Source organism: Streptosporangium album (assembly GCF_014203795.1).
GTDB classification, from domain to species: domain Bacteria; phylum Actinomycetota; class Actinomycetes; order Streptosporangiales; family Streptosporangiaceae; genus Streptosporangium; species Streptosporangium album.
Map to the genome: position 1 here is coordinate 260,781 of NZ_JACHJU010000006.1, position 24,133 is coordinate 284,913.

At 72.8% G+C, this 24,133-nt stretch carries 21 protein-coding genes; 9 read left to right on the forward strand and 12 right to left on the reverse strand.

What is annotated here, in order from left to right:
- Window positions 1-411 precede the first annotated feature (411 nt).
- The 5 genes from FHR32_RS39990 (at window position 412) to FHR32_RS40010 (ending at window position 13,233) form a co-directional block, all read left to right on the forward strand.
- The gene (locus FHR32_RS39990; protein WP_184759798.1) at window positions 412-1,278 is read left to right on the forward strand and encodes a DUF4132 domain-containing protein; all 867 of its coding nucleotides are present in this window, start codon (window positions 412-414) and stop codon (window positions 1,276-1,278) included.
- Window positions 1,275-6,266: a DNA-binding protein gene (locus FHR32_RS39995; protein ID WP_221466856.1), complete on the forward strand. Its 4,992-nt coding sequence runs from the start codon at window positions 1,275-1,277 to the stop codon at window positions 6,264-6,266. Before FHR32_RS39990 ends, FHR32_RS39995 begins: the two co-directional genes overlap by 4 nt.
- 195 nt (window positions 6,267-6,461) lie before the next feature.
- Complete coding sequence (locus FHR32_RS40000) at window positions 6,462-7,652, forward strand: ATP-binding protein (protein ID WP_184759799.1); 1,191 nt, start codon at window positions 6,462-6,464, stop codon at window positions 7,650-7,652.
- A gap of 35 nt (window positions 7,653-7,687) precedes the next feature.
- Entirely contained in the window at window positions 7,688-11,329 is a 3,642-nt protein-coding gene (locus tag FHR32_RS40005) for a vWA domain-containing protein (RefSeq protein ID WP_184759800.1), read from the forward strand.
- 44 nt (window positions 11,330-11,373) lie between these two features.
- Entirely contained in the window at window positions 11,374-13,233 is a 1,860-nt protein-coding gene (locus FHR32_RS40010) for an SWIM zinc finger family protein (RefSeq protein ID WP_312882919.1), read from the forward strand.
- A gap of 27 nt (window positions 13,234-13,260) precedes the next feature.
- On the opposite strand, the gene FHR32_RS40015 is transcribed toward FHR32_RS40010, so the two are convergent.
- A complete protein-coding gene (locus FHR32_RS40015) occupies window positions 13,261-14,049 on the reverse strand; it encodes a DUF72 domain-containing protein (protein ID WP_184759802.1) in 789 nt (262 codons plus the stop codon).
- Between the two features lie 170 nt (window positions 14,050-14,219).
- Here FHR32_RS40015 and FHR32_RS40020 point away from each other — a divergent pair, with 170 nt between their 5' ends.
- Together FHR32_RS40020 and FHR32_RS43700 are read left to right on the forward strand one after the other, a co-directional pair.
- The gene (locus tag FHR32_RS40020; RefSeq protein ID WP_221466859.1) at window positions 14,220-14,612 is read left to right on the forward strand and encodes an ARMT1-like domain-containing protein; all 393 of its coding nucleotides are present in this window, start codon (window positions 14,220-14,222) and stop codon (window positions 14,610-14,612) included.
- 54 nt (window positions 14,613-14,666) lie between these two features.
- Window positions 14,667-14,798: a hypothetical protein gene (locus FHR32_RS43700; protein WP_345006079.1), complete on the forward strand. Its 132-nt coding sequence runs from the start codon at window positions 14,667-14,669 to the stop codon at window positions 14,796-14,798.
- Between the two features lie 36 nt (window positions 14,799-14,834).
- Here FHR32_RS43700 and FHR32_RS40025 read toward each other — a convergent pair whose 3' ends face one another.
- The 5 genes from FHR32_RS40025 to tnpA all read right to left on the reverse strand — a co-directional run bounded on the left by FHR32_RS40025 (window position 14,835) and on the right by tnpA (window position 17,245).
- A complete protein-coding gene (locus FHR32_RS40025; RefSeq protein ID WP_184759803.1) occupies window positions 14,835-15,119 on the reverse strand; it encodes a hypothetical protein in 285 nt (94 codons plus the stop codon).
- 268 nt (window positions 15,120-15,387) lie between these two features.
- Window positions 15,388-15,792: a RidA family protein gene (locus tag FHR32_RS40030; protein WP_184759804.1), complete on the reverse strand. Its 405-nt coding sequence runs from the start codon at window positions 15,790-15,792 to the stop codon at window positions 15,388-15,390.
- Between the two features lie 195 nt (window positions 15,793-15,987).
- Complete coding sequence (locus tag FHR32_RS40035; protein ID WP_184759805.1) at window positions 15,988-16,218, reverse strand: hypothetical protein; 231 nt, start codon at window positions 16,216-16,218, stop codon at window positions 15,988-15,990.
- Window positions 16,205-16,450 carry a DUF6400 family protein gene (locus FHR32_RS40040; RefSeq protein WP_184759806.1) on the reverse strand — a complete coding sequence of 82 codons (246 nt, stop codon included), beginning with the start codon at window positions 16,448-16,450 and terminating at the stop codon, window positions 16,205-16,207. The genes FHR32_RS40035 and FHR32_RS40040 overlap by 14 nt, the downstream gene beginning before the upstream one ends.
- A 366-nt stretch (window positions 16,451-16,816) precedes the next feature.
- Window positions 16,817-17,245 carry an IS200/IS605 family transposase gene (gene tnpA / locus FHR32_RS40045; protein WP_184753172.1) on the reverse strand — a complete coding sequence of 143 codons (429 nt, stop codon included), beginning with the start codon at window positions 17,243-17,245 and terminating at the stop codon, window positions 16,817-16,819.
- 24 nt (window positions 17,246-17,269) lie between these two features.
- Here tnpA and FHR32_RS40050 point away from each other — a divergent pair, with 24 nt between their 5' ends.
- Together FHR32_RS40050 and FHR32_RS40055 are read left to right on the forward strand one after the other, a co-directional pair.
- The gene (locus tag FHR32_RS40050) at window positions 17,270-18,412 is read left to right on the forward strand and encodes an RNA-guided endonuclease InsQ/TnpB family protein (protein WP_184759807.1); all 1,143 of its coding nucleotides are present in this window, start codon (window positions 17,270-17,272) and stop codon (window positions 18,410-18,412) included.
- A gap of 360 nt (window positions 18,413-18,772) precedes the next feature.
- Window positions 18,773-19,435 carry a class I SAM-dependent DNA methyltransferase gene (locus tag FHR32_RS40055; protein ID WP_184759808.1) on the forward strand — a complete coding sequence of 221 codons (663 nt, stop codon included), beginning with the start codon at window positions 18,773-18,775 and terminating at the stop codon, window positions 19,433-19,435.
- Between the two features lie 247 nt (window positions 19,436-19,682).
- On the opposite strand, the gene FHR32_RS45520 is transcribed toward FHR32_RS40055, so the two are convergent.
- The 6 genes from FHR32_RS45520 to FHR32_RS40080 all read right to left on the reverse strand — a co-directional run bounded on the left by FHR32_RS45520 (window position 19,683) and on the right by FHR32_RS40080 (window position 24,050).
- Entirely contained in the window at window positions 19,683-19,928 is a 246-nt protein-coding gene (locus tag FHR32_RS45520) for a hypothetical protein (protein ID WP_246468557.1), read from the reverse strand.
- Between the two features lie 2 nt (window positions 19,929-19,930).
- A complete protein-coding gene (locus FHR32_RS45525) occupies window positions 19,931-20,428 on the reverse strand; it encodes an extracellular catalytic domain type 1 short-chain-length polyhydroxyalkanoate depolymerase (protein ID WP_312882920.1) in 498 nt (165 codons plus the stop codon).
- 145 nt (window positions 20,429-20,573) lie between these two features.
- Window positions 20,574-22,349, reverse strand: a complete 1,776-nt coding sequence (locus FHR32_RS40065) for an ABC transporter permease (RefSeq protein WP_184759809.1) — start codon at window positions 22,347-22,349, stop codon at window positions 20,574-20,576.
- A 5-nt stretch (window positions 22,350-22,354) separates the two neighbouring features.
- On the reverse strand, window positions 22,355-23,095 hold the full coding sequence (locus FHR32_RS40070; protein WP_184759810.1) for an ABC transporter ATP-binding protein: 741 nt from the start codon (window positions 23,093-23,095) through the stop codon (window positions 22,355-22,357).
- Complete coding sequence (locus FHR32_RS40075) at window positions 23,092-23,625, reverse strand: PadR family transcriptional regulator (RefSeq protein WP_184759811.1); 534 nt, start codon at window positions 23,623-23,625, stop codon at window positions 23,092-23,094. The genes FHR32_RS40070 and FHR32_RS40075 overlap by 4 nt, the downstream gene beginning before the upstream one ends.
- Before the next feature lie 257 nt (window positions 23,626-23,882).
- Window positions 23,883-24,050, reverse strand: a complete 168-nt coding sequence (locus tag FHR32_RS40080; RefSeq protein ID WP_184759812.1) for a hypothetical protein — start codon at window positions 24,048-24,050, stop codon at window positions 23,883-23,885.
- Between the last annotated feature and the right edge of the window lie 83 nt (window positions 24,051-24,133).

Sequence of the window (24,133 nt, forward strand, 5' to 3'; positions counted from 1 at the left end):
TGCGGTGCGGTGGATCCTTCGACAAGACCCACCCCTACCAGGGGCTTCACGCTTTTCTCTACTTGATCACTCCCACGCCCGCCGTGATCGGCTACACACGGTCATCGACCGTTGCTGACAACGTCTCATTACTCACCCGGTAAATGAAGGGGTGCTTCTCAATTTCGGCCCGCAATAAGTGGTAACCGAAAACAGATGAGCCGACTGCCGGAGGACCTCGCGCCAGACGGGGCCGGAGCCCCGCCCCGGGTGGCGCCGGCAGCCTCGGACGGGCCTCTCCCCGTAGGCGGATCGGCCGGAGCGCTGATTACTCGATTGTCGGTCGAGGGCGTTAACGTTCCGCGCATCGCAGTCACAGGTGCTGAAACCCCTGTGAAAGTTGACGATCCGTGCGCGATGAGGGGGAAACCGTTGGGTTGGCTGTCGGCGGGAGACGGGTACGAGATCGCCCTGATGGAGGGACGGGTGGTGGCGAGGGCCACCGCCGGCCGGGCGGCGGGACGGCAGTTGAAATCGCTGCCCAAACAGGTGCGGGAACACCCCGAGACACAGCGGCTGCGCCTCTTCGCCGCATGGCTCGACCGGCACGCGGCCGCCTGCCAGGCCCAGGTGGACACCTGGATGGTGTCGTCCCTGCCCGTCCCCACCGGGCTGGTGGCCCGGGTGTGGCCGGACGAGGCGTGGCAGTCGGTGCTGCGTGACCTCGTGGTGGTCGGCGACGACCCCGACGAGGCGGGCTTCCTGCGGGACGTCACCGGCTCCGGAGAGCTGCGCGTGGTGAACCTGGACGGCGAGACCGTCCGGCTCTCCCCGGCCACGGTGACCCTGCCGCACCCCGTGCTGCTGCCCGATCTGGAGGAGCTGCGGGAGTTCGCCGCGGAGCTGGGTGTCGACCAGCGCGTCGAGCAGATCCACCGGGCGACCTGGACCATGCCGGCCGATCCGGCGGCGAGGGCCACCGCGATGACGGAGTTCGCCGGAGGAAGATTCGGTTCCCGGTCCGGCCTCACCGCCCGGGCCACCTCCCTCGGCTACCGGGTGTCGGGAGGTTACGCCACCTGTTCGGTGCGTGACGCCGGGTTGATCGCCGAGGCGTCGGTGTGGATCGGGGAGCCCTACTGGGACGGGGAGACCGAGACGGGCAGCCTGAGCTGGCACGACCAGGACGGCAGGGAGCTGCCGCCCCGGAAGGTCGGCCCGGTGGCCTGGTCGGAGGGGATGCGGATGGCCGCGGCGCTGTACGCCGGGCGGACGGTCGAGGGAGGAAGGGACGCATGAGCGGCGCCGTGTCGTCAGCGGGGACGGGAGCCGGGCGGCTGCCCGGATCGGAGGCGGAGATCGGGACGCGGGAGCTGCCCGGAACGGGGACGGAGATCGGGATGCGGGAGCTGGTCGAGGCCGGGGCGGTGCTTCCGCCGGGTGCGGACGGAGACGACGAGCGGGTGGTGCCGCTGACCACGCGCGCCTACCGGCATCCGGGGCTGGACGGCCGGGTGGTGGTGCGCCTGGTCGCCGAGGAACTGGGCGCCGCGGAGGACGCGGCGGCCGGTTTCCTCGGGTTGGAGCCGGCCGGAGAGCCGGCCGTGGTCGGGCTGGGCCTGCGGCGCTCACTGGGCTTCCCCGAGTGGGTGCTGGTGCACCATCCCCGCGACGGTCACCACGCGCTCGCCGTGGTGCCGGAGCTGGAACGTACGGCCCGGCAGGCGAGGTCCAAGCCGAAGGCCGCCCTCGACACCTTCCGGCGGCTCGCCGCACAGCTGGCCGTGTCCGTCCCGCACTTCCTGCCGACGTTCTTCGAGCAGGCGGGACGGCTGTTCCTCGCGGTGGACAATCTCACCTACGCGGCGCAGATGTTCACCCAGGCGCGCAAGGCGGAGGCCGAGCACGGCCTGCCCGTCGACGAGAAGCGGCTCGACGAGGTGTTCCTGGAGTTCGCGCTCGCCGGGGTGCTGCCGGTGAAGGCCCTGTCCGGATACGCCAGGGAGCTGGCCGCCCGGGTGCCCGCGGAGGAGGCCCTGCTCAGGTTCCGCAGGCTGTGCGTCCGCCGTACGGCGGCCGGCCTGGCGCCGTCGGCGCAGATCGCCGCCGACCTGCGCCGCCTGGCCCGGGCGGCGGGCCGGGACGTTGACGCGGAGGAGCGCTCCTACCTCGCCGAACTGCTCGGCATGCCGCCCGTCGCGGGGGCGCCGCTCGGCTGGTGGAAGGCGCACCGCCCCGCCCTGGTGGCGATGGCGCGACAGGACCCGGAGATCCGCGGGACGTTGCTGAACCTGATGCCCCACGACGGCGGCGGCGGGATGTCCGGCTTCTGGCTGGAGCTGCTGGAGGAGTCGGGCGCCACCGCGGGCCTGGGCGACGGCGAGGTGTCCGGACAGGAGCGTCCCGCGGACGGCACGGTCGGCTGGCTCGGGCGTTTCCTGAAGATCTGGCGTCTCGGGCGGCGCGAGGAGCTGCGGTCGCCGGACCTGTACGCGCTGGTGGAACGCGTGGCCGGGCGGCTGCGCGCCGAGCTCGCCGGGCCGGGCAGGGCGCTGGACGCCACCTTCGACGTCGACCTGCTCGACCTGCTGCTCTCGCTGGACGTGCCGGTCGCCGATCCCGGCGAGAGAATGTGGCTGCGACTGGAACAGTGGGCGGAGAAAGGGACGCGGCGTGACCTGCTCGCCCTGGCCGCCGACACCCGGTTCCGGCCGGCGTTCCACCAGGCCGCCGACCGGTTCGACGACGACGAGGACGGCCTGCGTGCCATACGCCGCCTGGCCGCCTCCCCCGGCGGCCGGCCGATGCTCGCCGAATGGATGAGGACGGTCACCCGGCGTTCGTCGGCCGTCGGCCTGCCCCAGCTGCCCGCCGCGCTCGGAAGGCTGACCTGGTTGCCCGCCGAGGCGCTGCTCCTCGCCGAGCGGGAGGTCGCCGCGATCACGCGGACCGATCTCGCCGCCGAACTCGCCCGGACGCTGCGCGGCGGGCTCCTCGACGAGCTGGGCTGGCCGGTCTGGGAGGAGGCGGTCGCCGCCCTCGCCGGCCCGGGGGGCATCGGCGAGATCACGGTCGCCGACGCCTGGCCGCACCTGATCGTCTCGGGCCCGTCCCAGGTCAGGGTCATCGGAGCCGAGGGCGCCGTGCTCACCCACGACCTGCGGAGCCGGCCGGACGACGCCTACAGCAGCCCGGGTTTCCACTATGTCGACGGCGAGCTGCTCGTCTACTGGAACACCTACGGCCAGACCCCGGATTTGCGCGGCTACTGGCACTCCTCGGCAGGGGAGCTCAGGACGATGGAGGCCCAGGGGAACAGGTGGGAGCTGCGCGGCGACAGGGTCACTCTGCCGCTGCCCGCCGGTGGGCGGACGACGGGCGCCGGTGTGCTCCACCCGGGAGACACCGTCCTGCCCGCCAGCGGGCACCTGAGCAGCGACGGGACGTCGTTCTGGGCATGGGACCCCGACGAGGGCTGGCGCGAGTACGACCCGGTCGGCATGGCCTACGGCAGGAAGAGCATGCCCGGCTTCCTCGCCGACGCGCTGCGCTCGGCTCCGGCGGGCAGCACCTTCCGCGAAGGCCGGCTGCTGCCCGCCCCCTCCGGCGAGGCCACCCCGGCCGGAGTCCCGGTGGGCGGCCTGCTCGGCTGGCGGGTGGTCGAGCTGCCCGACGGATCGCTGCGTGGTGAGGACCTCGCCGGGCGCACCGTCACCCTGAACGGCGGCCCGCACGAGCCGCTGCCGGTGCTCGCCGTGACGTTCCCCGGAGACGACAGGCCCCGTGCCGTCACCGGACGCCACCGTGACGTCGCGCTGGTCGACCCGGAGCGGGTCGTCACCGCGACGGTCAGCGTGAACGGCTCTCCCGGGGTGTTCGCCGCGGGCACCGCGCTGCTGCCGCCGCTGCGCTACTGGCACTTCCTGGGGCCCCGCGACCCGGAGGGCTCCTCGGCCCTGCGCCGGATCGACGAGGAGACCGCGGCGGCCCTGCTGAAGGGCGCCGGCCTGGTGGAGTCGGCCGACCCCGGGCAGCCGGGACAGCCCGGCTCCGAGGAGCTACGCGCGCTGGTCCGCACGCTGCTGCCGCAGGTCGGCCATGACGCGCTGATCGCCGGGATCGCCGGGACGGCACGGTTCGCCGCCGCCCTGCAGACCACCCTGGACACCGTGGCGGCCCGGCTCGCCGGCGCCCTCGCCGGAGAACGGGAGGAGGAGCAGGAGCCGACAGGCCCTTCCGACGAGCTGCTCGCCCACGCGCTCAACGGCCTCGACGTCTCCAGCACCTCGTGGTACGGCGAAGAGCACTCCGTCTTCGGGTGGCTGGGCGTGGTCGGCAGGGCACTGCGGGCCCCCTCCGGACAGGCCGTCTCCGGCCAGGCGGTCCGCCTCCACGTCGACGGGCCGCGGCTGCCCTCCAGCAGGCTGAGGTGGGAGCCGCTGCTCGATCGGTGCGCGGCGGTCGCCTACCGGGCGGCGTCGGCGGCGCTGCGGCCGGAGCACGCGGACGCGCTGCGCGAGCTGCTCCGCGAGATCGACGCGCTCGGGCCGGCCCGGGCTGCGGAGTCCGCCCCGTGGCGCCGGCTCTCCCTGCACCTCGACGGCGCCTGGCTCAAGGACGACAGGCGCAACGGCCACCTGACGGGGGTGCTCCCCCTGGACGGGGGAGCGTGCGCCGTCTTCCATGACGCCGAGGCGGAGAGCGACGGCTATCGCTACACGGTGCTCTTCCACGACCCGGCCGGCCGGTTCGAGGTCCCTCACCCCTATACGGTGCGTTCCTCGGGTCCGGTCGGCGAGGACCGCGAGGAGGGGTGGCTCGCGGAGTTCCTGGCAGAGCTGTCCGAACGTGGTCCGGCGCCGTGGCGGCCGGAGGCGGCCGAGGAGTTCGCGCGGCTCACCGGGGTGACCCCGACGGTGGCGGGGCTGGTCGTGGCGGGCATGCCGTACGTGGACAGCTACCAGAGGACCTTCCTGCCCGGTGACTCGCGGACCGCGCTCGGGCTGAAGGCGGCCGACCTCGCCGTCGCCAGGGATGAGCTGCGCGGGACGGACGCGGACGTCCGGCGGGAGGTCGTCGCGGCGCTGCTGCCCGCGCGTCCGGCCACGCTGTGGACGGACGGCCCGGACGTCGCGGCGGCGGCGCAGGTGTGGAACGCCAGGGTGGGACGCCGGGCGGCGGTCCCCGAGTGGATCATCGGGGAGGCGGCCCGCGCGGTGCGGACGGACTGGGTGCCGATCCGGGCACTGCCCGCCCTGGTCGACCCGGCCGCCTCTGCTGAGCTGAGCAGGGACCTGCGCTGGGAGGTGCACCACGATCGGGTCCGCGCGGCCGACGCGAACGCCGTCGGGTTCACGGCGGCCACGCTGGTCGGCGCCGTCGCGCTCACCGCGTGGCTCGCCCACCGCCTGCCCGCCGGCGACCCCGTGCGGGCCACCCTGCCCGCCGCCCTGGCCGCGGTCCGAAGCCGGCTGGAGAACCCCGATCTGATGCTCTCGCTGAGCTCCTCCTCCGTCTACGCCGACCTGCGCGGCTTCCGCAAGGTCGCCGGAGCCCCCACCGAGGTGGCCGAGGGCTGGGAGCGCTACGGTGCCGTGATCATGGCTACCCACGACGTCCAGCCGGTGCCGGGCCTCCGCCCGGCCCTGCTGGACGAGGCCGGGGACGATCCCTACCTGCCCGTCCTGAGGGCGTTGACCGGGGACGCCGGAACGCCGTTCCCGGAGGAGGCGGCGCTGCGCACGGCCCGGGACCCGCGCTTCGAGGCGCTCCTCGCCGAGCCCGGTGATCCGGCGGCGGGGGAGCGGGCGGCCGACGGCACCTGGTGGCCACAGGACCCCGTCCGCTCGGTGCCGGCGCTGGTCTCCGAGGCGGCGCGGGAGTACGGCCTCGGCCAGGACGCCGCCGCCCTCTACCTGACGCTGCTCGCGATGCCGGACCCCACCGACAAGAACGTCGCCCGGTGGACCGGATGGAAGCCCGCCCGGTTCAAGGCGGCCCGCGCCGAACTGGCCGCCACCGATCTGGTGGTCGAGGCCACCCGCACCCGCGCCGGCCGGTCGATCTTCCTCCCCGGCGCCTGGACGGACCTCGGGAGCCCGCGCGTCCCGCTCGAACAGTGGAAGGTCTCCCTGCTTGACCTGATCAGCGGCGGAAGGGCGCAGCTGGAGGTGATCGTCCCCATCGAACCGGCCGCCGACCTCTACGGCAGGGCATGGCGGAGACTCGGCGGCGGGGACGCTCCCGGTTTCGAGGAACTCCGCGTACGGCGAGGCGGACGCCGCTGACCCCGGCGTCCCGGAGAAGGGGACACGGCACCGCGTCCCCTTCTCCGGCCTCCAGCAGGTCCGGCCCACCCGGGCCGGCCCTTCACCGGGACCCGCCCCGGCTCTTCACCAAGACCCGCCCCGACCCGGCCTGACCTGGTCCGACCCGACCCGACCCGACCCGGCCCGGCCCGGCCCGACAGAAGGATCTCCCCCATGACCATGACCGAACAGGCGGAGGCACTCCCCGCCTCCCCGAACCGGCAGACGCTGCCGGCCGAGGAACGCCATGCCACCGAACTCGCCTTCCTCGCCGCTTATGACGACGGCGCCCGCCCACCCGGCTGGGCGCTGACCCCGCGGGCGGTGGTCACGTTCATCTGCGGCAGCGGCGGCGAGGCCCTGCGGCTGCCCAAAGACCGGCAGGCCACCGGCGGTGACGGTCCCGAACCGCCCACCCGGCTCGTGATTCCCCCCAAGTTCGTCGGCGAGCGCGCCCTGGTCGAACGGTGCGTGGTCACTCTCGCGGGCGAACGCGGCCTGCTGCTGGTCGGCGAGCCCGGCACCGCCAAGTCGATGCTCTCCGAACTGCTCGCCGCAGCCGTCTGCGGCACGAGCGCCCTCACCGTGCAGGGCACCGCCGGCACCACCGAGGACGCCTTCCGCTACGGCTGGAACTACGCCCTGCTGCTCGCCCAGGGCCCGAGCCGTCAGGCACTGGTCGACTCCCCGGTGCTGGCAGCCATGCGCACCGGGCGCGTCGCCCGGGTTGAGGAGATCACCCGTTGCCTGCCCGAGGTACAGGACGCCCTGGTGTCGATCCTGTCCGACCGGCGCCTCAGCGTGCCCGAACTCGCCGGCACCGACGACGCCCTGCCGGCGGCGGCCCCCGGCTTCACCGTGATCGCCACGGCCAACCTGCGTGACCGGGGTGTCTCGGAGATGTCGGCGGCGCTCAAACGCCGGTTCAACTTCGAGACGGTCCACCCCATCGCCGACGCCGACACCGAGACCGCCCTGGTGCGCGACCAGGCGACCGCCGTGGTACGGCGTGCCGGGGCCGCCTTCGACGTGGACGACGCCGTGCTGGACGCGCTGGTCACCGTCTTCCGTGACCTGCGCTCCGGCCGCTCGGCCGAGGGCTGGGACGTGGAACGGCCCGGAACGGTGATGTCCACCGCCGAGGCGGTGCAGGTCGCCGCTTCCCTCGGCGTGGCGGCGGCCTACCTGCCGGATGGCGACGTCCTCGACCTGATGCCCGGGCACCTGCTCGGGGTGGTCCGCAAGGACGACCCCGCCGACCACTCGCGACTGCTCGGCTACTGGGACGGCCCGGTGCGGCGCCGCGCCGAGGACGGCTCCGCGATGTGGCGGCGGCTCTGGGACCTGCGGGAGAACCTGCGTTGACCGCCGGGCGGAGAACAAGTGATCAAGTCGGGGACGTGGCCGCGGAGGGTCCCCGGGACGCGGTGGACGCCCTCGCCGGCTCCGTCCAGCCGTATCTGATCGGCGTGCGTCACCACAGCCCCGCGCTGGCGGCGGCCGTCCCGGCGCTGCTGGACGCCGCCGGGGCCGAGGTGGTCTGCGTCGAACTGCCCGCCGACTTCCAGCCGTGGCTGGTGCACCTGGCGGATCCGGCCACCCGCGCGCCGGTCGCCCTCGCCGGGACGACCGAGGACGGCGGGCTCGGGTTCTATCCCTTCGCCGACTTCTCACCCGAGCTGGCGGCCGTCCGCTGGGCCCGGGAACGCGGGGCCGAGGTGCTCTGCTGCGACCTGCCGCTGTCGGCTCCGGGCTGGTCCACGCGCGGCCCGGAACAGCCCCGTCCGGCGCCGGCCGGTGACTCCGGGAGCGGGCACGCCCCGACCGGCACGGCGATCTCGAGGGGGAACGCCTTCGCCGACGCCCTCACCGCCTCCTGCACGGGCCGGGAGGGGGACGACATGTGGGACCGCGTCGTGGAGGTGCTCGCCCCCGGATGTCCGCCCGAGTCGGTACGCCGGGCCGCGCTGGGCGTGGGGTGGGCGTTGCGCCAGGACGCGGAGGGCTCGGGCGGAGTGCCGCCCAGGGACCTGGCACGCGAGGCGTGCATGCGCGAGGTACTGGCCGGAGCCGCCGCGGGCGGCCGGCGTGTCGCCGCGGTGGTCGGTGCCTTCCACGCCCCGGCCCTGCCGGGCACGCCGGCATATGACGTCGGCGCGTCGGCACACGACTCCGACGGCCCGGCAGACACTTCGAGCGTGCCGCACAGCCCCGGCGTGCTCACCACACCGCCCGCCGGCGACGGACCCCCGCCCTCCACCTCGCTCGTCCCCTACTCCTTCGACCTGCTCGACTCCCGATCCGGCTACCCGGCCGGTATCCGCGATCCGCGCTGGCAGCAGGCGATCTTCACCGCCGGAGGCGATCCCGAGAAGATCCGGGACGCCGCCGCCCGCGCGATCACCGACCTGTGCCGGGAACTGCGCGCGACCGGCCACACGGCCGGCACGGGGGAGGCCGCGGAGACCCTGCGCCTCGCCTGCGATCTGGCCCGGCTCCGAGGGCTGCCCGCGCCGGGCCGCGGCGAACTCCTGGAGGCGGTGACGTCCGTGCTCGGGCAGGGCGAGCCCCTGGGACGCGGCCGGGCGCTCGCCCGTTCCCTCGAAGCGGTCCTCGTCGGCACCGAGCGCGGCAGGACGGCACCGGCGACACCCCGTTCCGGGCTCGGTCCCGCGGTCGAGGCCGAACTCGCGACGTTGCGACTGCCCTGCCCGGACAACCCCGGTTCCCGTGACATCCGTCTCGACCCGCTCCGTTCCGACCTGGACCGCCGCCGCGAGATCCTGCTCCAGCGCCTGCTGGTGTGCGGGATCAGGTACGGCGTGCCGGCCGAAGTGGCGGGGACGGGCGACGGGGCCGCGCTCACCACCCGGTGGGAGCTCTCGTGGACCCCTTCCGCCGCGGCCATGCTCGACCTGGTGGGCGCACGCGGCGTCACCGCCGGCCTGGCGGCGGCGGGCACGTTGCGGGAGACCTTCCGCCGTGAGTCCGCGGAGGGCGGGCCCACCTGCGAACTGGTCCTCGCGAACCTGCGCGGGGCGGCCGTCTGCGACCTGCCCGACCTGGTCGCCGACCGCCTCACGGACGCCGCCGCCGTACTCCCCGCCACCGCGGGACTCCCCGACCTCCTCCGCGGACTCGACCTGCTGGAGGCGCTCCGCCGGGAGCACATCCCCGGCACCACGCCGGAGACCCGCGAACAGGCCGCCCAACTGGCCGGCACCCTGCTGGAGGCGGCCGTCCGCACGCTGCCCGGCCTGGCCGGCAGCGACCAGACGGACGACGCGGCCGCCCTGATCGCGCTCGTCACCCGGGCGAGTGAGCATCGGCTGGGGCTGCACATGGACGACGCGCTGGGCACCCTCGTGCGTACCGGCTCGCCTCTCATGCAGGGGGCCGCGCTGGCGGCCCGGGTCCTGCTCGGGCTGGACACCCCGCCCACCCTGGGAACCCGTATCGCCGGGTGGGTCGACACCGCCACCGGCCCGGACGGCCGTCGCCGCCTGTCGCACCTGCTCACCGGCCTGCTCACCGCCGCGGGACCGCTCCTGCAGTCGGCCGCGGCGGTCCTCGACCCGCTGCTGGACCGGGTCGACGCTCTCACCGACCGGGACTTCCTGGACCGCCTGCCGGCGCTGCGCGGTGGTTTCGACACGCTCGCTCCGGCAGGCCGCGACCGCCTGCTCCAGGCGGTGGCCGACCGTGTCGGCGACCGGCTCGATCTGGCGTTGAGCGCCCCGCCCGCGATCCTCGCCCTCTGGGCCGCCGCGGACGCCGCCGGCCTGGCCGCGCTGAACGCTCTGCGTCTCCCCGTGCCCGGCCGCCGTCCTGTGGCTCCCGACGTCCCCGACGTCCCCGGGCCGGACCACCGGAGCACGCCCGACGCGGACGTCGGCGAGACCGGTCCTCGACGGCTCGCTCCAGCCGACCGGTGGCGCCTGCTGCTCGGCAGGGAGGCCGGACGGCTCCCCGCCGACGCCCGGCGCTACGCCTACGCATTGGACGAGCTGTACGGAGCGGGGCGGGGAGAGGGGGCCGCCGACATCGAGCGGGGACCGGGTTCCCGGCCGGGCGAGGGCGGCGGCCAGGGGATGTCCTTCCCCACGGCCCGCGAGTGGGCGCAGGAACTCGACGTCCTGTTCGGGACGGAGGTGCGTGAGGAGGTGCTGGGCCGGGCTGCCGACAACGGGCGGTCCGACGTGCTGACCGTACTCGACCCGGACACGGTGCGTCCGTCCGTCGAGCTGCTGACCTCGGTGCTCTCCCTGGCGGGCGGGTTGCCGGAACAGCAGCTCTCCCGGCTGCGGCCGCTCGTCCGCCGCCTGGTCGCCGAGCTCGCCCGTGAGCTCGCCACCCGGCTGCGTCCCGCGCTGACCGGACTGTCGACGCCGCGTCCCACCCGCCGCCCCGGCGGCCGGCTCAACCTGCCCGCCACGATCCGGGCCAACCTGACGCACACGCGCCGGACCGCCGACGGCGGGATCCTCCTCATTCCGGAACGGCCCGTCTTCGGCGCCCGGGTCCGCAATGAGGCCGACTGGCGGCTGATCTTCGTGGTCGACGTGTCCGGCTCGATGGAGGCCTCGGTGATCTGGTCGGCGCTGACCGCGGCCGTCCTGGGGGGCGTGCCCACCCTCTCCACCCACTTCCTCGCCTTCTCCACCCAGGTGATCGACCTGACGGACCGGGTCGCCGACCCGTTGTCCCTCCTGCTCGACGTGCGGGTCGGCGGCGGCACCCACATCGCCGCGGGGCTCGCCCACGCGCGCTCCCTGGTCACCGTGCCGAGCCGGACACTCGTCGTGGTGGTCAGCGACTTCGAGGAGGGGTACCCCCTCGGGGGACTGCTCGGAGAGGTCCGCTCCCTTGTCTCCTCCGGCGTACGCCTGCTGGGCTGCGCCGCCCTGGACGGCGGGGGTGCCCCGCGTTACTCGGTGCCCGTCGCCCAGCAGCTCGTCGCGGCCGGCATGCCCGTCGCCGCGCTCAGCCCCCTCGCCCTCGCCCGATGGGTGGGCGACCGCCTCCGAGGAGAAGCCCGTTGAGTCTCCCTGTGTCCGCCGTTCCCCCAGCCACGCCGCTGCCACCGGTGGAACCACATGTAGCCGCCGCGGCGGTGGAGGATCTCACGCCCCGGTTGCGTAAGAAGCTGGACGCGGCGGTCGAACGCTGCACCGGGCTCCCCGTCACCGCCGATGGGCAGGCCGTCCGCGTGAGCTGGGGAGAGGACGCGGTGGTCACGCTTGAGCCGGGCCCGTCGGGCGCGATCACCGACCCCGGCGCGGCGCGGTGCAGCTGCCTGCTGGCCCCGCGCTGCCTGCACCGCGCGGCCGTGCTCAGCACCTGCCCCATCGCGGATCCAGGCGCGGACACGGGTACGGACACCGACCCGGATCCGGGTTCGGGACTCGGTGCCGAGCCCGAACCCGCCGCGCGGACGGACGGCGGTACCGGCCCCGATGCGACGGATGGTGAGACCGTCACCACGGGCGGGGAGCCCACCGCCGCGCAGGTGGCGGCGGCGGCCGAGCTGTGGGGCGCCGCCGCGGCCGTGCTCGTGGGCGGGGTGACCGGCGCCGGCGCGGTGCCCCAGGCCGAACTGCTCCGCGCGGCCCACACCGCCCGGCTGGCAGGCCTGCCCAGGGCCGAGGCCGAGGCGCTGCGCGTGGTCCGCGGCCTGCAGGCCGCCCGCGCGCACCACGACGGCCACCGTCTCACCGACCTGGTCTCCGCACTGGGCGAACTCCTGCTGACCACCGGCAGGCTCGCCGCCGCCGACCCCGATCCGGCCCTGGTGGGAACCGTACGCCGCGCGTATCGGCAGGGCGACGGACTTCGGGTTCACGGGGTCTGCCGGGAACCGGTGATCAGCGCCACCGGCTACGCCGGGGTGGTCACCCATCTCGTCGCGGAGGACGGCCGCTGGTTCTCCGTCGCGGACGTCAGACCCGGCGGGCCGGCCCGCGCCTGCGCCGCCGCCACCGCCGTGGTCGCGCTGGGCGCGGCCGCCCTGAACCACGCCCAGCTGGCCCGCGGCGGGTTGCTGATCTCCGGCACGACGATCTCAGCCGACGGCCGTCTCGGAGCCGGCCGGAGCGTGCGCGCCAATCCCGTCGCCGGCCTGCCCTGGTCGGCCGGGCCACTGGCCGCCCTGTTCGCCCGCCCGCTCGGCGAGGTGGCCGACGAGAGGCTCTCGGGAAACATCTGGAACGGGGCCGCCGAGGGACCGGGACAGCCGGTCGGATGCGACCTGGTGATCGTCGGCGCCGAGGGAGACCGGGTGCTCGCCCGGGAGCTGCCACCCATGGCAGGGCCGGAGGGGCCGCTGATCCGGCTCGTGGCGGCCGATTCCCACCCCGACCTGGCCCATGTCGCCAACCTGCGGCGGCTCGCGTCCCGGCCGGGCCTGCGGGTGCGGGTGATCGGCAGGCTGGATCCCAGCCGGGCGTCCACCCTGCGCCCGCTCGCGGTCGGGCCGGTCCCGGGTGCGGAACCGACGCTCCGCCTGCCCGCGGAGTGGCTGGGCCGCGCCGACCTCGGATACGACCGCCTGCAAGGTTCCCATCTCCCCTCGCGCGACGCGTGCCCGCCAGAGCAGGGGAGCGCCGGGGCGGATACGGATCCGCTGGCCGGATCGCCCCTGTGGCGGGTACGCCGCCTGGTGGAGCTGGCCGTCTCCGGCGGCCGGTGGGCGGTCGCCGAGTCCGCGCGCGGCGGCGACCTCCTCGCCCAGCGAGGCCCGCTCCGCCGCGCCGGGTTCGAGACGGCCGCCGAGCTGATCACCGAGCTCACCGCGGAGGCCGGCCGCCGCGCCCGCGACGTCTTCGGGCGTCTGGTGGACGCCGACGGCGACCGCTACGCCCGGGCGTGGCTCGCCGCCGTGGTCCACCTTGAGGCCACCGAACGCGCTCTGGTCCAGGCGTCCTGGCACGGTGGCCACGCACCCTGACGTGCTAAGCGGCGATCCGCGAGGGCGTCACGCCGGAGGGCCGTCGGGGTGAGGTGCCGGGAGCCGGGCAGGTGCGCGGCTCACCGGCCACCCCTCGGCGTGCGCGAGCCTCGCGTACCGGGCGGCGTTGCGCACCGCCGCCCCACCCGGGTCGTTGTTGAAGTAGACGTAGACGTCGCGGCGCTCATCCCACGACTCGCCCAGGCGGCGCAGCCAGGAGCGGAGCGCGCCGTCGCCGTACGCGGGCCAGGGGGCGGCTCGCCCCTCATGGAAGCGCAGGTAGGCCCAGTCGGCGGTCCGCCACAGGGGCGTCCGCGGGCGGCCCAGCCGGTCGGCCCAGCACAGGGCCGCGCCGTGGGCCGAGAGCACCTCACGGACGGGATCGCTCCACCAGGACACGTGCCGCGGCTCGACGGCGACGCGCACATGGGAGGGGAAACAGCGCAGGCACGCGTCGAGCCGTACGGGATCGGCCGTCAACGTCGGCGGGAGCTGCAGGAGGACCGGTCCGAGCTTGGCCCCCAGGCCCTCGGCCGCCGCCAGCAGACGTCCGACGGGCTCCTCGGGGTCCTTCAGCCGTTTGACGTGGGTGAGGAAGCGGCTCGCCTTGACCGCCATCACGAACGTGTCCGGGGTCCGATCCCTCCAGTCCTCGAACGTCCGGCGGGCCGGCAGCCGGTAGAAGGTGTTGTTGTTCTCAACCGTCTCGAAGCACTCGCCGTACCGCTCCAGCCAGAGCCGCTGAGGCAGTCCGGGGGGATACAGCACCCCGCGCCAGTCGGCGTACTGCCAGCCGGACGTCCCCACCCGCATCATGGTCGCTCAATCCCCCGTCGACTCCGCCTCCATGAGCGCAACCTGCCCGGCCACCGGGGACGCCACACCGCCCGCGGTCTCCGCCTGACCCGCCGCGGCGGTCCCGCGACCCGCCCGGCACCGACCGGCGGCGCGCGCTCGACCTCCTGCTCCAGGAGGTCACCGATGGTGTGATCGGCCCCCTGGAGGAGACCGCGCACGACCGTGAGCTCTGGCGGAGCTGGGATAGGGGCCATGTCGGGCAGCGGTGGTACGACGCCCCGTTCCTGTGGGCGGAGAGCTACTTCTACCGCAGGCTGCTGACCGCGGTCGGATACTTCGAACCGGGGCCGTGGCGGGGCATCGACCCGTTCGAGCCCTTCAAACAGGCCGAACTGCTCGGCGAGGGGGTCGACGCCGAGCTCCGCGCCCTTGAGGACCTGCCCGCCATGCCCGCCGGGGAGCGGGCTCGGACGCTGCTCCAGCGAGCGCTCTGGGGGAGGTGCTCCTGCATGTCAAGCCCACGCCGTACTACGTCTCGGACGCCGTGCCCGCCGACGTCCTCGGCTGCGTGCGGCGGCTGACGGCGGCCGCCGACCACGCCGTTCGCCTCGGCGGTCGGCTACTTCCCCGGCCCGGTGGCGGCCCTGCGCACCCTCAAGTCCGACGTCGTGGTCGGCCTCGGCGCCGCGACGGTGGCGGCATTGGAGAAGACCGGGGAACCCTGGCGCACCAGCGGCACGCACGCCCTCATCCAGGCCAGGGTGTAGTCGTTCGGCGGAGGTCCGACCGGCCCCGAGGCGGGGTCAGGGGCGGGTCAGCCGCTGGTAGACCACCGCGGTCGTCAGCCCGTAGAGCGCCTCGACTCCCAGGCCCGCCGCGTATCCGAGCAGCGCGCCCACGCCCTCGCGCCTGCCGGCGGCGGGCTCCCCGGACCCGAGATCGACACCCACCCGGTCGGCCAGCTCGCCGGCGGCCCGGGCGGGCAGTTCGCTCGCCGGGCGACCGCGTACGGCCATGTCCAGGTAGGTGGTGACATCCAGTGCGGTCGTGCCCGCCGCACCCGCGAAGATCCCCGCGGCCAGGCTCATGGACGGCACCTCCCCGCAGGGAGGACGCCACCGGCCCGTGGAGGGACGCCGGAGGCGCGGATGCGCCGCGTCCCTTCGGTGCTCTCGTCCCCGGCGGAACGGGCGGCCCACGTTTCCGTGCGCCGTTCCCAGGAGACCCTGCTCTGCCCCTGTGACATGTGCTTTCTCCCCCGTCCGGCAATGAGGTCGACATGCCCGTCTCCGTACCGGCCAACCGCCACACCCGTGATCGTCCCGGCCGCCCTCGGGGAAGGTCCCCTGCGGGGCGTCAGGCCGCGGGGACCGCCGCCACCGCCTCGATCTCGACCAGGATGTCGGGCCGGAAGAGGCCAGCGACCTGCACGAGCGAGCTCGTCGGCGGCCTCTCCAGGTTGACGAACTCGTCGCGGACGGCCCGGATGACGGGCAGCGCCGAGGTATCGACGACGTAGATCGTCAGCTTGAAGACGTCGTCCCAGGTGGCGCCACCGGCTTCGAGAGCGGCTCCGACGTTCCGCATGACCAGGCGTGTCTGCGCCTCCCAGTCACCGGCGGCGGCAGGCGTCCCGTCCACGGCGATCGGGACCTGGCCCGAGGTCCAGACGAGTCTGCTGTTCGGCGAGACGGTGGCGACATGGCTGTAGCCGTTGGTCGGCGGCAGCGTCGGGGGAGTGCTGAAATCTATGTGTGTCATGGGTGTCCGTTCCGGATATGGCTGCCGTAGGCAGTCGAGCACTCCGATGCTGCCCGGATACGGACATGAGATCAAACCTGATCACGGCGGATCGGTCCGGGCCGGTCGGCGGCGCCCGCGACCATGCCGCCCCGTCGAGCGCCGGTCGCGGACCGGCACCGGAACGGTCGTGGTGTGGCGGCCGTCACGGGACGGTCAGAACGGGGTGGTTCCGCCGGCACCGAAATGGGTCTCGTGTACCCACAGGTGGGTGCATCCCGGGCACTGCAGGTGCAGGCGGCTTCCGGTGTTGCCGATGAGATAGCGCCAGTGCTCCCCGCAGTTCCGGCCGTCCAGGCAGGTCCGGCAGTCCTTGTGGTCGTGGCATCCGGGGCAGGGCACCCAGGCCCTGCGTCCCAGATCGGCGTGCGGATCAATCGGCAGCACGGTCCGGCCTCCTTCGCGGGAGGACGCCGGAGGCCACGAGCATGTCGTAGGTCTCCTGCTGGTGCTCGTCGAGATCGGAGTAGAGCAGGTCGTAGGCCTCCTCCTCGCCCCGCATCACCGCCGGCGGATCCCACCCCGTCCCGAGGGCCGCGATGACCGCGGCGCGGCGGCGGGTCTCGTCGAAGGTGAGGTCGAACTCGAAGTCGGGGTGTGCGCTGCTGTCCTTGGTCATGGGCGGTTCTCCGGTGGGGTGGCGAAGGTGTCGTCCACATGATCGGGAGGTGCCGGGCGGGGGAGGGTGCGGCCGCTGCGGGGGTACGGCGGGGGCGGACCTTTTGTGATCACGCGAATATGTGCGGGGACGGGGGCCCTCCCGAAGAGGTACCCTTGTCGTTTTTTATACCTTATGTCGCTTTTCATGGTTAATTCGTGACGTACCTCACGTCGCGGTCATCCATGCGACCACCGTCCTGACCGGGACACGATCTTCAGCGTGATCTGGCGTGGAACCCCGGGCGCCCACGCCCGGGAGGAAACGACAGCGCGGGAGGGCCGCCAAGGCCCGAGCGGTGTGGTGACCGGTAGGCCGTCGAGCGGCTCAGCCCGGACGTTTCTGGTTTTCGATGTACTCCTTGATGATCGATAGGGGTGCGCCGCCGCAGGAGGCGGCGAAGTACGACGGCGACCAGAAATGCCCGCCCCACAGATACTTACGGATATGTGCCGGATACTCCTTGCGCAGTAGCCGGGCAGACACGCCCTTGAGGCTGTTTACCAGCGTCGAGAGGGCGACTTTGGGTGGGTGGTGCACGAGCAGGTGCACGTGATCTTCCTCGCCGTTGAACTCGACCAGCTCCGCCCCGAAACTGTCGCACACCTCGATCATGATGTCTTCGCAGCGACGCAGAATCTCGTCGGTGAACACACCTCGCCGATACTTTGGGGTGAAGACCAAGTGGGCGTGCAGGTTGTGGACCACGGCACGGCCTCGGCGGATGTCGGGATTCGGTCCCCATCTCGGTGACATGGACCTAATGCTAGAGTGTTCGATATGAAGCTGGTGGTGCGGGTCAAGCTCCTGCCGACGCCTGAGCAGGCGGCGGCGCTGGAGGCGACTCTACGCGCGGTCAACGACGCGGCCACCTGGGTCTCGACGCTCGCCCACAACCAGCGGGTATTCCGCGATTACGACCTGCGCAAGCACGCCTACGGGCAGATCAAGGACAGGTACGGGCTGGCGGCTCAGGCCGCGCAGCATGTCATCAAGAAGGTCACCGACGCCTACGCCACGCTGCACGCCAATCTCCGCAACGGCAATGTGGGCAAGCCCGGCTCCGCGCGGCGCGAGCGGGTCCAGGCCAAGCCGATCGTCTTTCGCCCCAGCGCGGCCCAGCCGTTCGACGACCGCTGTCTGTCCTGGCAGATGGACGCGCGGACGGTGTCGATCTGGACCACCTGGGGGCGGATGAAGAGCGTGGCGTTCACCGCCTCGGCCGATCAGCTCAAGACGTTGGCCGCCTACCGCAAGGGCGAATCGGACCTCGTATACCGCGATGGCATGTGGTTCCTCATCGCTACCTGCGACCTGCCGGATGTGCCGGTCACCGACCCGGACGGGTTCCTCGGCGTGGATCTGGGCATCGCCGACATCGCCACCACCGACGACGGCACTCATCACTCGGGTAAAGGGCTGAACGCGGTCCGCCACCGCGACCGGGAACTGCGTCGCCGATTGCAGCGTAAGAACACCAAATCCGCGAAACGGCTGCTGAAGAAACGCCGCCGCAAAGAAGCGCGTTTCGCCGCCGACACCAACCACACCATTGCCAAACGCATCGTGACCGAGGCGACACGCACCGGGCAAGGTATCGCCCTGGAAGATCTCCAGGGCATCCGCGACCGGGTACGGCTCCGTAAGCCCCAGCGGGTCACGCTGCATTCGTGGAGCTTCCACCGGCTCGGCCGGTTCATCGCCTACAAGGCGGCCCGTGCCGGTGTCGCTCTGGTCTACGTGGACCCGGCCTACACCTCGCAAGGCTGCTCGGCCTGCGGGCACGTGGACAAGAAGAACCGGCCCGACCAGGAAACCTTTCTCTGTACGTCGTGCGGCTTCGCTGAGCACGCCGACGTCAACGCAGCTCGTAACATCGCCGCACGCGGTGTCACAAGCTGGGCAGTGAGTCACGCTGCCTGACGCGGACCAAACCGTCGAAGCCACCGACGGCGAGGAGCTGCAAGCTCAGTCCTTCAGGGCTGAGAAGCTGACGTGAGCTCACCGGCGCCCCGCTACGCAACGTGCTGACCGCGGTCGAGTCTGCGGTGCGCTGAGCGCGGAGAGATGGGCGCTGACCCACTCTCGATGAGGCGGTGACGTGGAGAGAGCAGCGCTCGGAAAGTCTTGTGAGCGGTCGCCCGGATTGTGGGGCGGCGGATATTCGCGCTGGGTGGGCATGGATGTGAAATGCCGGCCCGTTGAGGCCGCGTGAGGATCCCCGGCGTCACGGGGCCGGCTTGGTCGGCCGGGCGAGCCGGGGCCGGTCTATTGTCTTCGATCATGACCGAGACCTCACGCCTGCACGCCATCCGGGCGTCCTACGACACCGTCGCCGTCGACTACGCCAAACTCCTCAGCACCGAACTCGCGGACAAGCCCCTGGACCGTGCGATGCTTGCCGCGTTCGCCGGACTCGTGCAGGCCACCGGCGCCGGGCCGGTCGCCGATCTCGGCTGCGGGCCCGGCCGCGTGACAGCACACCTCGACTCTCTCGGGCTGAGCGTCTTCGGCATCGACCTGTCCCCGGCGATGGTCGAGGTGGCCCGGCGGACATACCCGAGTCTGCGGTTCGACGAGGGTTCGATGACGGCCCTGGACCTGAAAGACGGACTGCTCGGCGGCATCATCGCCTGGTATTCCACCGTCCACACCCCGCTGGAGGAGTTGCCGGTGATGTTCGCCGAGTTCCACCGGGTCCTGGCCCCGGGCGGCCACCTGCTGCTCGCCTTCAAGGTCGGCGACGAGCGTGTGCGCCTGGAGCGGGCGTACGGCCACGCGGTAGCGCTCGACGTCTACCGGTTCCCGCCCGACCGCGTCGCCGAGCTGTTGAGCCAGGCCGGACTCAACGAGGTCGCACGGCTGGTGCGCGAGCCCGATGAGATCGAGAAGACCTCGCAGGCATTCCTTCTGGTCCGCAAGCCGGAGGTGGTAGCCGTCAGATAGCCGCGCCGACATCGACGGGCGGACGGTCGGAGAACCGGCGACGACGACGGATCTGGATCGGCCGGCCGCGGAGGGAGGCGGATGATGCGACCGTCGGCGAGGACCCAGTAGTCCGGGCCGGTCTGCTTGAGCGTGTGGGTGGTGAAGACGTTCCACAGGCCCATGGCGTCGTCGGACCCGTTGGCGTAGACATAGCCGCCGGACTGGTGGGCCCGGCCCGCGGTGGTATGGGGGTAGTTGCTCGCCGTCACACAGGACGGAGGCACGGTCGGCGTGGGCGTGGGGTCGGCGTGACGGTCGGGGTCGGCGTCGGGGCCGGCTGGGATCCGCCGTCCAGGCCGAAGAACTGCGCGTCGTGGTAGGCCGAGCAGATGGTGTCGAGGAAGTACGCCGCCGCGGTGCCGCACTGGTCGGCGGCGCTGCCCGGGTCGACCGGCAGGCCGTGTCCCATCCCGTTGATCTCGTACAGGCGCACGTCGTTGTTCCCGTACACCTTCAGCGAGGTGCCGCCGGGTAGGTGGCCGGCATGACCGCCGACATGGCCCCGCCCGCCGACAGGCCGGTGACGTAGACGCGCGAGGGATCGGTCCCGTAGTTGGCGACCGCGTAGCTCACCATGGCACGGATCGAGGCCGCCTCCCCCTGACCGCGGGTGGTGTCACCGGTCTCGAACCAGTTGAAGCAGCTCGACGAGTTGTTGGAACTGCTGGTCTGCGGCACCACGAGGGCGAAGCCCGACTGGTCGGCGTACTTGCGCCATCCCGAGTTGGAGAAGTATCCGCTGGCGTTCTGCGTGCAGCCGTGCAGCAGCACAACGAGCGGGCGACCACTGGCCAGGCCGTCGGGGCGGTAGCTGTACATGGCGAGGTTGCCGGGGTTGCCGCCGAACGAGCCGACCTGGACCAGTGACGCCGCCTGCGCGGGAGCCGCGGTCAGGGCCGTGCCGACCAGGCCGGAGAGCCCGAGCAGGGCGCGGCGGTCGGCCAGGGACACCGGACCACTCGTCCGTCCTGCGGAAGGCGGGGCGAAGGAGTTCAGGCCGAGGCTGCGGTAGCGGGTGGTGATCTGTCCTGGGGGCCACCCATCCGCGGGGCTCCGCTGAGTGCCGCTGCTGCCGGCGCCTGCTGAGCGGGGCCGGTCACGCTGTTTCGGCGCTGAGGGTCTGCGCCACGGGTCGGCGGGCCGCCAGGCGTGCGGGCAGGGCGGTGAGTGCCGCCGTCGCCAGGAGAGTCGCGAGTGCGGCGCCGAGCAGCCAGGAGGAGGGGGGTTCCGCCGAATTCCTGGCTGCGAAGAGCGAGAGCAGGCCGATGCCCAGAGGGACGCCGATGATGGCGCCGGGCAGGCTGGGCAGGAGCTGGGCGGTGGACAGTCCCGCGGCGATCTGTCCGGGGGTGGCGCCGAGCGTACGTGCGATGGCCATGTTCGCCCGGGCCTCCATGGCAGTGGTCCAGGTGAGCGTGATGGTGTTCACGACGGCGAGTGCGATCAGCAGGATGGTGACGGCGAGCATCAGCCGGCGGTCGTGCTCGCCGCGCAGGTTGGGCAGGGCGGAGGAGCCATCCAGGCCGTAGCCCCTCTCCGGCTGGGCGTAGAGGGTCAGCAGGGCGACGATCGCGATCACCGTGGTGGCGGTGGAGCACGCCTGCAGCACGGCGCGGCCCGGCCGGCGGGCGGTCAGCCGCAGCCCGAGCAGCAGCGGCGTGGGCAGCAGCGCGGACAGCGCGGTGAGCCAGGGTCGGTGACGGGGCTGGTGCGCGGTGGCGGTCAGCGCCGTGACGGTCGCCGTACGCATGGCCCGCAGCGTGGGATGCAGCGTGGACAGCACCGCCACCGCCACGGCGAGGACGGTCGCCGTGGCAACGGTGGCGCCGCCGGGCCCGACCGCGTCGCCGATCCGGCTGGCGATGGCGGGCACGGTCAGGCGGGCGATCACCAGCCCCAGCGCGTCGCCGACCAGCGCCAGCGCCAGGTACTCGGTGAGCAGGACGGTGGCGATCAGACCCGGGGTGGCGCCGACGGCCTTGAGCAGCCCGGCCCGGCGCGTCTGCTCGACGGCGCGTCCCGCGGCCAGCGCCGCCACTCCGGTGATGGCCAGGAAGCTGAGCAGCCAGCTACCGACGACCAGGATCGGCTGGCTGTCCCTGAGGATGACCATGTCCTGTTTGGCTGTGAACTGCCAGGAGTGGAAGACGGTGGAGATGTGGTGGGCGTCGATGAAGTCCTCGGTGGCGGCGGGGTCGCGCAGCTTGAGGTCCAGGGCCGTGGTCACCGGGAGATCTTGGGACGACGCCAGGGCCCGGGCATCTGATCGGGTCATCCAGGCCAGGCCGCTGTAGTCGCTGGGGCCGCCGTACGGGCCGATCTGCGCCGCCCAGGGGTAGATGGAGGTGGCCGCGGTGACGGCGATCCCGACGACGGGGTACGACCGGCCGGCGATGGTGACGTGGTCGCCGACGCCGACGCCGACGCCCAGCGCGGTGGCGAAGCCGCGTTCGAGGACCGTGCCGCCGGAGCGTACCCAATGACCCGAGGTCACCAGCGGCCGGTTGACCGTGCCGGGCGTCTCGGCGAAGCCGTGCACCACCACTGGGGACGACGTGGAATCGCGCGTGGTGAGGTCGGCGTAGACGACGCGATAGGGGCCATGGTGGGCGATCACTTCGGGAGCGTCCGCCAGCGAGGTCAGGACCGAGGTCACGGCGGGGCCCGTGACGCCGGAGAGTGCCACCACGTCCGGCCCGGCGGTGGCCGCGCGGGTCTGCTCGTACAGCGCGTCGCTCACGCCGCGCAGGGATAGGCCCAACGCCAGGGTGGCGGTGGCCACGGTCACCGCGAGCAGGAGCATCGCGGCCTGGACCTTGTGCCGCCGCACGTCAGCCAGCACCAGACGCACGACGAGCACGATGGAGCCCATGACGTTCAGCCCTCCAGCCTGATCAGGCCGCCGAGCCACCCGGTGCCGGTGCCGGCCAGCCGGGTGTCGTCGACGAACATCCCGTCGCGCATCGAGATCAGCCGGTCCGCGGTGGATGCGACCCGTTCGTCGTGCGTGACGATCACGAGGGTCTGCCCCGCGGAACGCAGATCTTCGAAGATCCTCAGCACATCGAGGGTCGCCGCGGTGTCGAGGTTGCCGGTCGGCTCGTCGGCCAGGACGATCAGCGGGTCGTTGGCCAGCGCACGGGCGATGGCGACCCGCTGACGCTGCCCACCGGACAGCTGCGACGGCAGATGCCGGGCACGGTTGGCGAGCCCGACCCGTTCCAGCAGCAGGCTCGCGCGGCGCCTGGCCTGGCGGCGCGAGCGCCCGGCCAGCAGCACGGGCAGCTCCACGTTCTCGGCCGCCGACAACTCCTCCACCAGATGGAAGGCCTGGAAGATGAACCCCACCGACCGGCGCCGCATGCGCGCCAGAGCTCGCTCGCTCAGTGCGTCGATGCGCCGCCCGGCCAGCCACACCTCTCCATCGGTAGGCCGCTCCAGGCCGCCCAGCAGGTGCAGCAGAGTGGATTTCCCGCAGCCGCTGGGCCCCATCACCGCCAGCATCTGCCCCTGCGGCACCTCCAGGTCGACCTCGTCCACCGCGCGGACCCGGCTCTGCCCCTGACCATGCGTCTTCACCAGGCCGCAGGCCCGGACCGCGGCACTTGACACGTTCATCCACCCTCAACTTCGTCATCGACCTTGGACCAGGCCCGCTCACAGGCATCCAGCCAGCGCAGGTCCGCCTGCAATCGCAGCACGACCCCTTCCAGCAGCAGGCCGGCGCCCGACCCCGCCGGCGCGGCCAGCGCCGCCTGCTGCGCCTCACGCAAGCGGCGCAGCAACTCACGGCGCTGCGCCGCCACCAGCTCCACCGGGTCGGCCAGCCGGGCCGCGGCGGCAGCGGCGAGCTTGAGATGAAACTCCGCCAGGTCCGGTTTCGGCCAGCCCACCTCGGCCAGCCAGGCGGCCACCCGTTGCTGCCCGGCCGGCGTCAGCGCATAGACCTTGCGCTCCGGCCGCTCGGGCAGGCCGTCCGCCCGCTCACAGACAACGAGCCCCGCTCGCTCCAACCGGGCCAACGTCACATAGATCTGACCGCGGTTCATCGACTCGCCCAGCGGGCCAAGACTGCGCCGCAGCCGAGCGTGCAAGTGGTACCCGTGCGACGGCTCCTTGGCGAGCATCGCCAGCACTGCGTCCTGCACTCCATCCCCCTAACGGTTGCCCAATAGATAGCGGTTACCCATAGGAGGTGTCAAAACGCTACACCTGGCGATCTCCTGGACTGGCGCCGCCAACTGAGGGATGGAGGGAAAGGCAGAGGTAATGGGACGGGCCGGTGGACCTGTCCCAGCGAGGACGGCGAACCCGCGTGGAAGGCTCCATGGTCCTCATAAACGGACGATTCCGAGAGAAGATCACCAACACGCCTCACGGGACGGCCGACAGCCTCGAATCCCTCTCATAACTCGTTCTCACTCAAGTCCTCGGCCGAGGTTGTTTTGAGAAATGTTTGTGAGAAGATTCGGGAAATGGTCGACGCCCCCAACCCCACGAAAACGCCGTATCCGCCGCCGATTCCGGCACCGCCGACGACGTCACCCGTGACGGCGATGAAGTCGAACGTCACCCCTGTCCGCGATGCGACGTCGCACCCGGATCGCCCTGCCGGTCACGGTCCGGCGCCGGCACCTACCACACCGGCCGCTTCAC